At 68.2% G+C, this 12,943-nt stretch carries 16 protein-coding genes; 9 read left to right on the top strand and 7 right to left on the bottom strand.

What is annotated here, in order from left to right; translation table 11 throughout:
- Window positions 1-9 precede the first annotated feature (9 nt).
- The gene (locus tag ACWCPI_RS13490; protein ID WP_015659563.1) at window positions 10-690 is read right to left on the bottom strand and encodes a response regulator transcription factor; all 681 of its coding nucleotides are present in this window, start codon (window positions 688-690) and stop codon (window positions 10-12) included.
- On the bottom strand, window positions 687-1,976 hold the full coding sequence (locus ACWCPI_RS13485; protein WP_388807383.1) for a sensor histidine kinase: 1,290 nt from the start codon (window positions 1,974-1,976) through the stop codon (window positions 687-689). The genes ACWCPI_RS13490 and ACWCPI_RS13485 overlap by 4 nt, the downstream gene beginning before the upstream one ends.
- Window positions 1,977-2,388: 412 nt before the next feature.
- Here ACWCPI_RS13485 and phoU point away from each other — a divergent pair, with 412 nt between their 5' ends.
- From phoU to ACWCPI_RS13465, 4 genes are all read left to right on the top strand, one after another.
- On the top strand, window positions 2,389-3,090 hold the full coding sequence (gene phoU / locus ACWCPI_RS13480; protein WP_451038259.1) for a phosphate signaling complex protein PhoU: 702 nt from the start codon (window positions 2,389-2,391) through the stop codon (window positions 3,088-3,090).
- Window positions 3,091-3,188: 98 nt separating this feature from the next.
- Entirely contained in the window at window positions 3,189-3,353 is a 165-nt protein-coding gene (locus ACWCPI_RS13475; protein WP_451038258.1) for a hypothetical protein, read from the top strand.
- A gap of 214 nt (window positions 3,354-3,567) precedes the next feature.
- Window positions 3,568-3,816: an SCO4226 family nickel-binding protein gene (locus tag ACWCPI_RS13470; protein ID WP_451038257.1), complete on the top strand. Its 249-nt coding sequence runs from the start codon at window positions 3,568-3,570 to the stop codon at window positions 3,814-3,816.
- Between the two features lie 213 nt (window positions 3,817-4,029).
- The gene (locus ACWCPI_RS13465; protein ID WP_451038256.1) at window positions 4,030-4,281 is read left to right on the top strand and encodes an SCO4226 family nickel-binding protein; all 252 of its coding nucleotides are present in this window, start codon (window positions 4,030-4,032) and stop codon (window positions 4,279-4,281) included.
- Between the two features lie 75 nt (window positions 4,282-4,356).
- Here ACWCPI_RS13465 and ACWCPI_RS13460 read toward each other — a convergent pair whose 3' ends face one another.
- Window positions 4,357-4,611, bottom strand: a complete 255-nt coding sequence (locus ACWCPI_RS13460; RefSeq protein WP_451038255.1) for a hypothetical protein — start codon at window positions 4,609-4,611, stop codon at window positions 4,357-4,359.
- Between the two features lie 152 nt (window positions 4,612-4,763).
- Here ACWCPI_RS13460 and ACWCPI_RS13455 point away from each other — a divergent pair, with 152 nt between their 5' ends.
- Together ACWCPI_RS13455 and ACWCPI_RS13450 are read left to right on the top strand one after the other, a co-directional pair.
- On the top strand, window positions 4,764-5,072 hold the full coding sequence (locus ACWCPI_RS13455; RefSeq protein WP_451038254.1) for a hypothetical protein: 309 nt from the start codon (window positions 4,764-4,766) through the stop codon (window positions 5,070-5,072).
- A gap of 798 nt (window positions 5,073-5,870) precedes the next feature.
- Window positions 5,871-6,221, top strand: coding sequence for a PadR family transcriptional regulator (locus ACWCPI_RS13450; protein WP_451038253.1), 351 nt, complete (start codon window positions 5,871-5,873; stop codon window positions 6,219-6,221).
- A gap of 1,072 nt (window positions 6,222-7,293) precedes the next feature.
- Here ACWCPI_RS13450 and ACWCPI_RS13445 read toward each other — a convergent pair.
- The 4 genes from ACWCPI_RS13445 to ACWCPI_RS13430 form a co-directional block, all read right to left on the bottom strand.
- Window positions 7,294-7,794, bottom strand: coding sequence for a hypothetical protein (locus tag ACWCPI_RS13445; protein WP_451038252.1), 501 nt, complete (start codon window positions 7,792-7,794; stop codon window positions 7,294-7,296).
- A gap of 1,014 nt (window positions 7,795-8,808) precedes the next feature.
- Window positions 8,809-9,201 (bottom strand): hypothetical protein, encoded by a 393-nt coding sequence (locus ACWCPI_RS13440; protein ID WP_451038251.1) that lies wholly within the window; start codon window positions 9,199-9,201, stop codon window positions 8,809-8,811.
- Window positions 9,195-9,623 (bottom strand): ATP-binding protein, encoded by a 429-nt coding sequence (locus ACWCPI_RS13435; protein ID WP_451038250.1) that lies wholly within the window; start codon window positions 9,621-9,623, stop codon window positions 9,195-9,197. The genes ACWCPI_RS13440 and ACWCPI_RS13435 overlap by 7 nt, the downstream gene beginning before the upstream one ends.
- A 46-nt stretch (window positions 9,624-9,669) precedes the next feature.
- Window positions 9,670-10,077 carry an NUDIX hydrolase gene (locus ACWCPI_RS13430; RefSeq protein ID WP_451038520.1) on the bottom strand — a complete coding sequence of 136 codons (408 nt, stop codon included), beginning with the start codon at window positions 10,075-10,077 and terminating at the stop codon, window positions 9,670-9,672.
- Between the two features lie 107 nt (window positions 10,078-10,184).
- Between ACWCPI_RS13430 and ACWCPI_RS13425 the strand changes: the two genes are divergently transcribed.
- The 3 genes from ACWCPI_RS13425 to ACWCPI_RS13415 all read left to right on the top strand — a co-directional run bounded on the left by ACWCPI_RS13425 (window position 10,185) and on the right by ACWCPI_RS13415 (window position 12,874).
- A complete protein-coding gene (locus tag ACWCPI_RS13425; RefSeq protein WP_451038249.1) occupies window positions 10,185-10,973 on the top strand; it encodes a GntR family transcriptional regulator in 789 nt (262 codons plus the stop codon).
- A gap of 168 nt (window positions 10,974-11,141) precedes the next feature.
- A complete protein-coding gene (locus ACWCPI_RS13420; protein WP_451038248.1) occupies window positions 11,142-11,498 on the top strand; it encodes an SCO3933 family regulatory protein in 357 nt (118 codons plus the stop codon).
- Complete coding sequence (locus ACWCPI_RS13415; protein WP_451038247.1) at window positions 11,498-12,874, top strand: FtsK/SpoIIIE domain-containing protein; 1,377 nt, start codon at window positions 11,498-11,500, stop codon at window positions 12,872-12,874. The genes ACWCPI_RS13420 and ACWCPI_RS13415 overlap by 1 nt, the downstream gene beginning before the upstream one ends.
- The last annotated feature ends 69 nt before the right edge of the window (window positions 12,875-12,943 follow it).

The following is a 12,943-nucleotide window of genomic DNA, read 5'->3' as shown; positions in this document are numbered from 1 at the left end:
CGCTCGGGCCTACGGCTCGAACTTGTAGCCGAGGCCGCGCACCGTCACCAGGTACCGCGGCGCGCCCGGGTCCGGCTCGATCTTGGCGCGCAGGCGCTTGACGTGGACGTCGAGGGTCTTGGTGTCACCGACGTAGTCGGCGCCCCAGACGCGGTCGATGAGCTGCATCCGGGTCAGCACGCGGCCGGCGTTGCGCAGGAGCATCTCCAGCAGGTCGAACTCCTTCAGCGGGAGGTCGACCTTGGAGCCGGAGACCGTGACCACGTGTCGGTCGACGTCCATCCGGACCGGGCCCGCCTCCAGGGCGGCCGGCGTCACCTCCTCCGGCTCGCCGCGGCGGCGCAGGACGGCCCGGATACGGGCGACCAGCTCGCGCGAGGAGAACGGCTTGGTGACGTAGTCGTCGGCCCCTATTTCCAGGCCGACGACCTTGTCGATCTCACTGTCCTTGGCGGTCACCATGATCACCGGGACGTTGGAGCGGCCGCGCAGCTGACGGCACACCTCCGTACCGGGCAGCCCCGGCAGCATCAGGTCGAGGAGGACGAGATCGGCGCCGTTGCGCTCGAACTCGTCGAGTCCGTCGGGCCCGGTGGTCGCGACGGCGACCTCGAAGCCCTCCTTGCGGAGCATGTACGACAGGGCGTCGGAGAAGGACTCCTCGTCCTCGACGACGAGCACACGGGTCACGGAAGGACCTCCGGGGCGGAAAGCGTTTCGTACGCGGTGGTGTCAGGGGGTGAGTCGGGGGATGTGCGGGAGCGGGCGCCGGTGGGCTGTCCGGCCTCGTCGTCGAGGTCGGGGTGCTGCTGTGCACGGTCGCGGGCCGCACCGGCCTCCGGCAGCCGCAGAGTGAAAGTGGAGCCCTGTCCCTCGGAGCTCCACACCGTGACCTCCCCGCCGTGCGAGGCGGCCACGTGCTTGACGATCGCGAGACCGAGGCCCGTGCCACCGGTGGCACGGGAACGGGCCGGGTCGACGCGGTAGAAGCGCTCGAAGATGCGCTCCTTGTCCTTGTCCGAGATACCGATGCCCTGGTCGGTGACGGCGATCTCGATGAGGTCCCCGCCCGGCGCGGCGACCCGGCGGGCGGCGATGCCGACGCGGGTGCGGGCGGGCGAGTAGTTGACGGCGTTCTCGACGAGGTTGCCGAGCGCGGCGGCGAGCTGGCCGCGGTGGCCCCAGATGCTGAGCTCGGAGGTGCCCCCGGCGGCCATGGTGATCTGCTTGGTCCCGGCGGCGTGCCGGCAGCGGTCCATGGCCTCGGCGACGAGTTCGTCGACGCGGACGGGCTCGGCGTCCTCCAGCGGGTCGTCGTTCTGCACCCGGGAGAGGTCGATCAGTTCCTGCACCAGGTTGGTGAGCCGGGTCGCCTCGATCTGCATACGGCCGGCGAAGCGCTGCACGGCCTCCGGGTCGTCGGAGGCGTCCATGACGGCCTCCGACAGCAGGGAGAGCGCGCCGACCGGCGTCTTCAGCTCGTGGCTCACATTGGCCACGAAGTCCCGCCGTACCGCCTCTATGCGCCTGGCCTCGGTGAGGTCCTCCACGAGGAGCAGGACCAGGCGGGAGCCGAGGGGCGCGACGCGCGCGGACACGGCGAGGGCCTCGCCGCGGCCGGTGCCTCGTCTCGGCAGGTCCAGCTCGACCTGCCGTATCTCACCGTCCCGTCTGGTGTCCCGGGCCATCTGGAGCATGGGCTCGACGGAGAGCTTGCCGCCGCGGACCAGGCCGAGGGCGTACGCCGCCGAGCTGGCCTTGACCACGCCGTCCCCTTCGTCGAGGACGACGGCGGAGGAGCGCAGCACCGACAGGACCGTGTCCACGCCGGGGGGCAGGACCGGGTCGGTGTGCAGGGAGGTCCGGGTGGGGCGCTTGAGGTCGCGTTCGCTCCAGCGGAACGCCAGCATGGCGATGACGCCGGTGAGTACCCCGGCGATCGCTGCAGCTGCGGCGACCGCCGCGTTCACGTCCATGAGTCCAGGTTAGGCATGGGGCAGGCGTCGGCCACAGCCGTCGGAGTGCGAGCTCGAACACTCGTCGCTCAGAGTTCACCTTGGAGCCAGAGATGGTTCATTTGGGGTGGCGGAAACAGACGCGTAGGGGCCGGATCGTGGGAGCGTCGGGTTCGCCCTGCCGGTTCGGCATGGAGATCACACTGACGGTTTCACGACAGTCCGACTGACGTTTTGACGACAGTCTTACTGTCTAAGTCACGACGGTAGGACTGTCGGTTTGACGGTTTGGCCGGTTTGACGACAAGACTGACGGGTCGGAGCGGACTGACGGATCGGTGGGCGGTGCGGACCGGCGGAGCGGACCGGACGGTCCGGCAACGGTTCCTGGCCCCTGGAACACCCGAGGCAGACGTAAGAGAGGGACTCCCTGATGCGGGACGCGTACCACGAGGAACTGGACTCGATCGGCGACAGTCTGGTGGAGATGGCCCGGCTGGTCGGGTCGGCGATCGGGCGCGCCACGACGGCGATCCTCGACTCCGACCTGAAGCTGGCCGAGAGCGTGATCGAGGCCGACCAGAAGGTCGACGATCTTCAGCACGACCTGGAGGCGCGGGCCATAGCGCTGCTCGCCCGCCAGCAGCCGGTCGCGACGGACCTCCGTATCGTCGTGACCTCACTGCGCATGTCGGCCGACCTGGAGCGCTCGGGCGACCTGGCCCAGCACGTGGCCAAGCTCACGCGGCTGCGGTACCCCGAGCGGGCGATCCCGCAGGACCTGCACGCCACGATCCTGGAGATGGGTCAGCTCGCGCAGCGCCTGATGGCGAAGGCGGCCGAGGTGATCGTCACCAAGGACGTCGACCTCGCGCTCCAGCTGGAGCAGGACGACGACGCGATGGACCTGCTCCACCGCACCCTCTTCCAGCACCTGATGGACGAGCGCTGGAAGCACGGCATCGAGACGGCCGTCGACGTCACCCTGCTCGGCCGCTACTACGAGCGGTACGCCGACCATGCGGTGGCCGTGGCCAAGCGCGTGGTGTACCTGGTGACGGGTGAGCACGCGGACGAGCTCCAGGCGGACCTGCAGCCGGAGATCCAGCCGGCCTCGGGGACCGAGCAGGCGTAGTCCTTCCGGGCTGGGCGTGCGTAAGCCTCTGTGCGCCGTTGATGCGCCCAGGGACGCGGGCATGGAATGGGCACAGGCTCCAGCCTTGAGGAGGGACCATGGCCGAATCCCCCAACAGCGCCGGCACGACACCGGACCCCACGCAGGAACGCCCGACCGAGCAGTCCGCCGACATCAGGAGCCTCCCGCTCTTCGGCGCGTGCGGCTGCGGCTCGGGCTGCGGGTGCGGGTGCCAGTCGGGCAATCCCTGCCAGTGCGGGTGAGGAAGCGGGCGGCGGGAGGGTCCACGGCGTAAGGCGCCCTGGCCCCCGTACGACGCCTGGTACGACGCGGTACGGCAGTGATGGGCCCCGGTGCGGTGACCGCACCGGGGCCCCTCCGCTGTGCCCGCCTCGCCTCGCTCACCGTGCCCTGCGGGCGCAGCATGGAAGGAGAGCAGGTGAACGCACCCCGGGTTCAGGAAGGAGGTGCGGACACATGGCTCAGTACATGGACGTCCACCACGGGATGAAGGGCATCACGGCCGAGCAGTTGCGCGAGGCGCACAACGCCGACCTCGCCATCGAGGAGGACGAGCGCGTGCACTTCCAGCGGGCCTGGGCCGACCCCGAGTCCGGCGTCGTCTACTGCCTCTCCGAGGCGCCCTCGGCCGAAGCGGTCCAGCGCATTCACGAGCGGGCCGGGCACAAGGCCGACGAGGTCCATCCGGTTCCGCTGACGGTCTGAGGAGGGTGTGAGGAGGGTCTGAGGAGTACGCCCGACAGGCGGAGTACGCCCGACAGGCGGAGTACGCCCGGCGCGGGAGTACGCCCGGCGCGGGTGTCGTCTGCACGCGCGTCCAGCGGCCGTGGGGCCGACGGCCGACGGGCCCGGCGGGGAGACGTAGGGGGCGTGGGGCGTGGGGGACGCGCGGGGGAGAAGGAAGGAGGTGCGAGGCCCATGACACGGTTCATGGACGTCCACCACGGAATGCAGGGCATCACGGCGGAGCAGTTGCAGGAGGCCCACGACGCCACCGCCGCCGTCGAGCATGAAGACGGAGTTCACTTCGAACACGCATGGGCCGACCCGCGGTCGGGCACGGTGTACTGCCTGAGCGAGGGCCCTTCGCCCGAAGCCGTCAAGCGCGCCCACGAACGCGGGGGCGGCGTGGCGCCGGACGAGATCCACCCGGTGCCGCTGGCGGTGTGACGCACGGCGCCGCGACGGGAACGGCGGTACGGGTGGGGGATGCTCGCGGCGCCGACGCCCGCCGACCGCCTCACCTCACCCGATTCGGCAGATGACCGCTGTGGCGACGGCGGGTTCCTCGCCGTGGCGGTCGGCGAGGTCGGTCTCCGCCGGCTCCGACGGTGCGGGCGTCGGCACCTCGCACCCGGAAGGCGACTTGGTCGGCGAGGACTTCGGCCGCGGGCCCGAGGTCGGCTCGATCCCGTCGTCGATCGACTCCGTGAACGACCAGCCACCGACGACCAGTACGAGCCAGCCGCCGATCAGCCACGCTCTCGTACGCCCGCTCATCCCACCCCCGGCCCCAGGTGCCACGACAGGCGGCCAGTCTGCCAGTCGCCGGCGCTCAAGTGGGTTGAGGCCGGGGCCGGTTACCGGTGAGTTAACAAGTGTGCGTAAGATCCTTCCCGACCAACGCACAGCCCTACATGGGGGAACAACCTATGACCAAGCGCATTTCCGCCCTGGCCGTCTCCGCGGCCATCGTCGGGGGCCTCTTCATCACGTCGGCGCCCGCCCAGGCCGCGCCGTCGGCCGGCCAGAGCACGGTTTCGGCCAAGGCCGCCATCACGTGCAACCCGAGCCAGATGCGCCAGCAGATCGCCAGCCTCAAGTCGAAGGCCGCGAAGCTGAAGCAGCTGGGCGAGACCGCGGCGGCCCGGAAGGCGCTGAACGAGGCGGCGGCCCTTCAGAAGAGGCTCGACGCCTGCATCAAGGCCGACGAGGACGCGAGCAAGCCGTTCCCCGGCTAGTCCCCGGCTCTTCGCGATCACGCCCTCGGCCCGTGCCACAAGCGCGGGGCGGGGGCGTTCGCCGATGCGCGAGCCGGACTTCCTGAAGCACCGGAAACGGCCCGGTCGACCGGCTGACGGGCCAGAGCCGGCCCCGGCACAGCCACAAGGCCCCTACCCGCGGACAAACCGCAGGCAGGGGCCTTGATCGTTGCGCGTTACTTCTTCTTGCCCTGGGTCTTGTCGGGGATCTTGGTGAGCTGGGTTTTTGCTGGTCAGGGGCTGTAGGCTCGTGGGCCTGGTGGTCGTCGTTGGTCGTTGTTGGCCACTGGTGAGCGGCCTCGGACGGCCCAGGGACGGCCCAGCTTCGCCCCACTCAACTGACGGCCGGCACCCTCGATACACCCCGTCTGAACCTCAGCCGACGACAGTCAGCCACGACGGCGGGTGCGCCGACCGACCACGCACGCGTGTGCCTCGCTGTACACCCACCGGCCTTAGCCACGCTGCCAATGCCGTCGACCAGAGCGAGCCACGACGGCCGGGCCGCTACGACGGTGCTGAGCCATCAGCTTGGGAAGCTGAGGTGATCTATGGGCGCTTGTCTTGCTGACCTGCGGTGGAGCGGTGCCGGGGCGCGGACGGTTGCCCCCTTGCTGCCCGGTGTTCCCCATGATTCCCCGCAGGATCTGGCACGGATCTGGCACATGACCTGTGACCTACCTCAAGGCCGCGTCAGTGCCGCCGTGCCCGGACGTGCGCCACGAGCAGTTGCGAAGAGTGCCACCAACTCCTCTGCTGCATATGTAGAGTTAGCTTATGGAGCAACCCTTTCGGATCACGTCGGCGATGCTCGACGTCATGGAGGCGTTTCTGACCTCCGGCGAACTGCACGGTTTCGCTGTGGCCAGAGCCGCAGGAAGGCCGACGGGCAGTGTGTATCCCATCCTTGCCCGCCTGGAGCAGGCCGGGTGGCTGGAGAGCCGTTGGGAGGATGAGCACCCCAAGGAAGGTCGCCCGCGGCGGCGCTTCTACTCCCTCACCAGTGACGGGGCTGCAGCAAGTCGGGCCACCGTGTTGGAAAGGCGAGGCGAACTACCCTCCGCACGGAGTGGCGGCAGACTACGGCCTGCCCTACGGCTGATGCTTCGTTGGGGGAACGCCTGGTGAGCGCGCTCGAGATCCTCGTTCCTCTCGTGCTGGGAGCAGTCGTCAACGAGGCGATTGACGTCTGTCCCTGGCTGGCTCGTAAGTTGGTGCGTTGGTCTGCGCGGCGCATTACTGATGCTTCGATGGCTCAGCGGTACGAAGAGGAGTGGCTTGCTGGCCTCGAAGATCGCCCTGGGAAGCTGCTGCAACTGATCTCTGCGATCTCCATCGTTGTCGGAGCGTCCTGGCGGATGCGAGACATCTTCCGCACAGCGGATACAGGAGCCGGCGCGAGGGGGCGAAGGCGGAGGCCCCGTTCTCATATGCGGCTAGCATTTCCGGACAGCCTTGGTGGGCTTCGCTCGTACTGGGGCTACGCAACGTCTGTGCTGTCGCCAGCCGTTTGGATGACTGAGGGCGTGGCGTTGGCCCTAGTCCTTGCTGGCGCGAGCATCCTGTACTTCGCATTTCAGGTGCCGACATACTGTGGTGCTGCGACTCGTGATGGCACGGGATGCCGGAACAACGCGCGCGGCCTGCTGCTGGGATGCCGCATTCACCAGCACCGTTGGGCCCGGCTGAGAAGGCTCCGGCGCACGGCTCGCTGAGATGCCACTCTGGTCAGCACTGCGAACGACCGGCCCTTGATCTCGTGCGGGCCGGTTTTTCGTGTTGCCGCTTCTGAATGAGAATCGGTGACACCCGCTTTAGGAGCGAGGTTGAGCGACCACGTACGTGACCTGCGGTTTCCTGGCCGTGGCTGATCTCCTGCCGTTGCGCCCCTCAGCCCTGCGGTTCCCCCTGACTCCCCGCCCGTTCTGGCACGAGAGTGGCACAGGAGGGGCATCTTGCCACTCGACAAGTGGATCACCTCGCGGTGGAGTGTTTGCCTGCAGTACGTAAGTTGGATCAGGCAGCGAAGCCGAACTGGGAAGCTCTCTAGGAAGCCTTCCTACTGCGACACCCCGAGAGGGGCTATCACTTAGCGCCTGCACTCGCTGAGGCCTTGAGGCGCGCAATGGGCCCCCATGTAGGCAGGCTACGTGGGGGCCCATCGGTTCTCTGCTTGTGATCAGCGGTGCCTGACGTTTGGTTACCCGGAAGCGGTAGCCATCTCTCGTACTGCGCGCGTGGCGCGATCAACGACGTCTCGCCTGCCGGGGGGAAGCCCCTGTGCCTTGGCGATCCTCAGTGCTTCGAGCAGGAATTGCAGCAGGTCAAGGCGCAGGTCCTCGGAGGAGTGACCCGCAGGCAGCAGCCACTCACGCTCAAAGACGAGCCGATTGTCCTCAGCGACACCAACAGTTACGTAGCGTGGCACCTGGGATTCGAAGACCAGGCCATCCAACAGATGGGCGAAGTCACACTCTTCCAGGTGGGCGGAGTCATCCGAATCAATCGGTGCGTAGATCCAGACGGAGAACCTGTCGGGGACGTAGCCCACGGCACGCCAGAATAGGTGATCGTTTTCCGGTAGCTTCAGCACACCTAGCGTCGGCACGCCGTTGAATCTGTCCAGGATCTCGACTCGTTCGGTGGCGGCGTGAGGAATCCATGCCAGGTTCCCCAAGACGGGCATCAAGGCCTTATCCATCGCAATCACCTCCCGCTTTATCGTTCTCAGTGAAGCATGCATTGAACGCCTCGGCCATGGCTTCGTCCCACTCCGCTGGCTCCCCAGGGGCTACGTCCGGCGGGAAGACGCTCACGTGAAGAGGGTTCGCTCTCGTAGGTGAATGTACGACTCGGAAGTTACGTTCCCGTAACTGCCCGGCCGTGGTTACCCTCCGGTCTGCGCCAGCCTGGAACATCCTGGTGACCAGCAGAGAGGCTGCGTGGGCATCGATCTCGCCGATGATGAGCGACATCTCGGTCTCGCCGATCTCTGGCCGGAGCTTGTCTCGAAAGCCATCCCCAACTGGCGGTTTCTCGCCGTACTGGGTGAGGTTCATATCATCCGGAATCTCACGTACCGGTATGCGGCCGCCCGCCAACAGGCATCCCCCCGTCGCCTTCGAGCTTGTTGGTGACTACCCACTGTGCATACAGAACCACACACGGGTTAGGTTGGTGATAAGTGTCACTCCATCGACTGACGGCCACAAGGGTGATTCGTCAATTGATCGGTCTTGCTAGGAGCTGCATGATCGTGGCCACTTGCAAGCCCTGCTCAACCACAACCCTTCCCAGCTCCCGTCCCGTCCGCCGTCGACCCACACATCGTGGAGCGGGCGTGGTTCATGGCGTCCAGGTGGAGCGCGCCACTGTACGAACGACCTGGACGCCATGGGCCGCGTCTGCTCGGCTCTGCCTGGGTCGATGGCGGTCGGGACGGGAGCTCCCCACAGACACCACGACGAGCTGGCACCCACCAACGGAGCCCCCTCCATCCCGGTGCCGGCCGATCCCCCGCCGGAGGCGTGTTTTGGCCTTGGCGCCATGCGAGGTGATCGACTCATGGCCACCGGCCCTATCCACATGTGGGCGCGCGTCGGCGCAGCGCGCGCGAGCGGGCCGAAGGCAGGAGCGCGGCGCGCAGCGGAGCCGGGAAGCGCGCCCGGCGGAGCGGAGCGCAGCCGGGGCTTGAACCAGTAAAGAAGGTTGTAACTCAGTCGGTGTGCTGATCCGACCGCGGCTTGAAGTCGTATGCACATGACGGCAGTTGCCCGCCTTCGCGGTTTGCGAGCGGTAGGAAGACCACCGGTCGGATCGTCCAGGTGATGCGGGTCGTGGTGTGGGTGACGGACACCGTGCAGGGCTCGCAGCGCAACAGGGCGCGGCGGGTCTCTATGCGGCCGTCGTACAGCCACTCCCACGCCTGGGCGGATGCGTCCGGGTCGAATGCCGGTGAGATCGTGCGGAGCGCGACGGCAACCCATCTGTCGGCCTGCGGCGCCGAGTAGGCGTCGAACGACCCCCGGAGCTCCAACCCGCCTTCTCCGTCGAGGTTTTCGGTCCAGCACTCGCACCAGTAGCCGCGGCGGGCCTCGTCCTTCAGCACAGGCGGTCTCCCGGTCGGGTACCGGTGAAGAGTTCCGCGGTGACCGTGTAGCCGGCCTTGCTGCCGTGGATGGCCACTCGGTGGGCGAGTGCGGTGACCATGCCCAGGCCCCGGCCGTGTTCGGCCTCGGCGTCCTGGTGCTCGACCTTCGGGGCCGTACCGGTGCCTCCTCCGTCCGTCACTGACAAGGCGATCACGTTCCGGGTCACCGCGAGGGCCAGGTGGAAGCTGCCCGTCTCCAGGCCGCTGGCCGTGTGGAGGATCGCGTTCGCGCTCAGTTCGCTGACGATCAGTTCGGCGTCGTCGGCTACGGGTGATCCGCGCAGGATGTCGCGGGTCCAGCGGCGGGCCCGGCTGACCTCTTCGGGAAAACCTGGGCAAGTGAGTCCCCAGACCCGGGCGGTGCTCGTATACTCGTGCATACAAGTTCCTTCGTGCTGGTAGGCCGCCATGTGCAGCGGGTTCGGGCTAGACGAGTTTCACGCCGTCGTGGGCGCGGATGGCCGGCGGGTATGCCGCGTCCAATGCGTCCAGGACGCGGATCGCGTATGCCTCGTCGGCAAGCTCGGTGACTTCTTCGCGGGTGGCCCAGCGCAGTGCGCGGGTCTCGTCGCCGGTGGTGGGCGTCCCGTCGGCCGCCTCGCAGCGGAAGACCAGCGAGACGATCAGGCCCGTCATGTTCTTGTAGACACCGGTCAGAGTCGCGGGAAGCGCGATCTTGATGCCTGTCTCTTCGAGCACTTCGCGCTGGAGGGCCTCCGGGATGGTTTCCTCGCGTTCGAGGACCCCGCCCGGCGGTTCCCAGTGGCCGTTGTCGCGGCGCTTGATCAAGAGAGCACGGCCTTGGTCGTCGACGATGACTCCGGCGACGCTCACGGAGTGCGGACGGTCGGTGCTCACGTTCCTCGGCCCTCTCGGCTGGCTAGGCTCTCCACCGTAGCAACAACAAACGCCCACTCGTCTAGATATCTAAAGGAGTACACGTGCCCTCTCTTCCTTCCGGCCTCCTCGGCGATCTCGACCCCACGAGCGATCGTGCGGTCTTTCGGCAGATCGCCGACCAGCTGCGCGAGGCCATCGACCGTGGGCGGTTCAAGGAGGGCGAGAAGCTGCCCTCGGAAGCGGAACTTGTCGATCACTACGGGGTATCCCGGATGACGGTCCGAAACTCCTTCTCCGTCCTCCAGGGCGAAGGGCTCGTGCACGCCGAGCACGGCAAGGGCGTCTTCGTACGACCACGGCCGCCCGTGCGGCGGCTCGCCTCCGACCGGTTCGCCCGGCGGCACCGCGAGCAGGGCAAGTCCGCCTTCATCGTCGAAGCGAACGCCGCCGGCAGTCACCCCCAGGTCGACAGCCTTGAGGTCAAGGAAGAAAAGGCCAGTCAGGACGTCTCCACCCGGCTCGGTTCCGTGCGGCGAGTGCTGGCTCGTCGGCGCCGGTATCTCCTCGACGGCCGCCCGGTCGAGTTCGCCACGTCCTATCTCCCCCTCGACATCGCGCGCGGGACACCGATCGCCGAACCCAACCCCGGCCCCGGCGGCATCTACGCCCGGCTGGAGGAGCTGGGCCATCGCCTCGACCACTTCGAGGAGGAGATCCGGGCCCGGATGCCCTCGCCGGCCGAGGTGAAGATGCTGCGGCTGGCCTCCGGTGTCCCGGTCATTCACCTGATCCGCACTGCCTTCGACACCGAGGGGCGGGCCGTTGAGGTCTGCGACACGGTCATGGCGGCCGATGCGTACGTGCTGTCGTACCAGCTTCCGGCGACGTAATCAGGTGGTTTGCGGTGGTGCGCGGGGATGCTTCTCCGACTCGTACACCCCAACAGGCATACTCGTATAGACGAGTGGGCAAGTGGTGTGGCAGGGTGGTCCGCATGAGCCCGAAGATCGGGTTCGCAGACCGCATCATGTATAGACGAGTAGATAGGGGAAGATCCCGTGCGTACCATCCGTGTTGAGACCTCGGCCGCGACGATCCTGCTGACGGAGGCTCCCGAGCCTAAGGTCCGGGACCGGCAGACGGGCGAGATCGCCAAGGACGCCGTCAGCGGTGAGGCGCTGATGACGATCGGCGTCGTCTACATCGAGGACGGCGAGTCGTCGCTGATCAAGGTCACCGTGCCTGAGGGCGGTGTGGCCGACGGGCTGGCACTGGGGGCGCCGGTCGCGCTGCCGGGGCTGGTCGCCCGGCCGTGGGAGTCGGTGTTCAACGGGCAGCAGCGGCACGGCATCGCGTTTCGCGCTGCCGCTGTGACTCCGGCTGCCTTCCCGGCCGCCATGGGGGTCACCGCCTGATGTCCGATCTGATGACACTTCTGGAGGTGGGTGGTCCTGTCGCCGCACTCGGCGGCGGGGCCGCCTACGCCCGAGCCAAGCACCCCCGCGTGTACTGGCCCACGGTCGGCCTGCCGATATCCACCGCTCGGCTCCTCGTCTCGTACGGCTCGGTCATGGAGGCGTGCGGGCTGACCGTGGCGCCGTCCCGGCTGCGGGTTCTCGCCGTCAAGGCCACCACGCGGCGGGAGGTCCGGCCGGTACCGCCTCGCCGGGGCATCATCCGGCCCACCGCGACCGGGCTGCGGCTTCGCCTCCGGCTCGCTCCCGGCCAGGAACCGGCGGACGTCGCCGCCTCGGCCGAGAGGTTGCGGCATGCCTGGGGCGTGCACGCCGTGTACGTGACGACGGTCAAGCCGGGCGTGGTCGAACTGCGGCTCGTCGGCTTCGACGTGCTGCGGAACGTGCGAATGCCTCGGAAAGCGGCTGCCGAGTTACTCAAGGTTCCCGTGGCACTGCGGGAGGACGCGACCCCGTTCGTCCGCGACTACCGCACCATTCCCCATCAGCTCACCCTCGGCGCCACGCTGTCGGGCAAGTCCATGTACCTGCGGCACCTGATCACCGGGCTCGCCCGGCAACCCGTCGCGCTCGTCGGTATCGACTGCAAGCGGGGCGTGGAGCTGGCGCCGTTCGCCTCCCGGCTCTCCGCCCTCGCCACCGATCCCGAGCAGGCGGCCGACCTGCTGCCCGTACTCGTCAAGGAAATGGAGGACCGCTACGACCTGATCAAGGCCCGGCAAGGCATCGCCCCGGACACCCCCGAGGAGGAGATCACCTCCGACATCTGGGGCCTGCCCGAGGGCGAACGCCCGGTGCCGATCGTGCTGTTCGTCGACGAGGTGGCCGAACTCTTCCTCGTCGCCACGAAGAAGGACGAGGAACGCCGGGACGAGATGGTCACCCAGCTCATCCGCCTCGCCCAGCTCGGCCGCGCCGCCGGCATCTACCTGGAGGTCTGCGGGCAGCGCTTCGGCGCTGAGCTGGGCAAGGGCGCCACCATGCTCCGGGCCCAGCTCACCGGGCGGGTCTGCCACCGCGTCAACGACGAAGCCTCCGCGAAGATGGCGCTCGGCGACATCGCCCCCGAAGCGGTCCTCGCCGCCTGCGCCATCGCTCCCGAGCTGCCCGGCCTGGCCGTGGCCGGTGACACCTCCGGCGGCTGGTCCCGCATCCGCACGCCGTACCTGTCCCTCAGCGACGCCGCCGGGATCTGCCGGGAGACGGCCCACCTGGTCCCTGACCTGCCCGCGCTCAAGCCGTTCCAGCCGTATGTGCCCGTACGGCCCGTCGAGTCCCCGGCCCCGGCGGTGCAGCCGCGTCCGGTGACCGACTGAGCCTCACCCGATCCGGTCGGCGTGACCGTCTCGCGCCACGTCCCTACCCCTGCCATGCCTGAACCCGAA

It is taken from the genome of Streptomyces sp. NPDC001920, from assembly GCF_053594495.1.
Note: the sequence above shows the minus strand (reverse complement) of the source record. Positions and strands in the feature narration are given on the sequence as shown.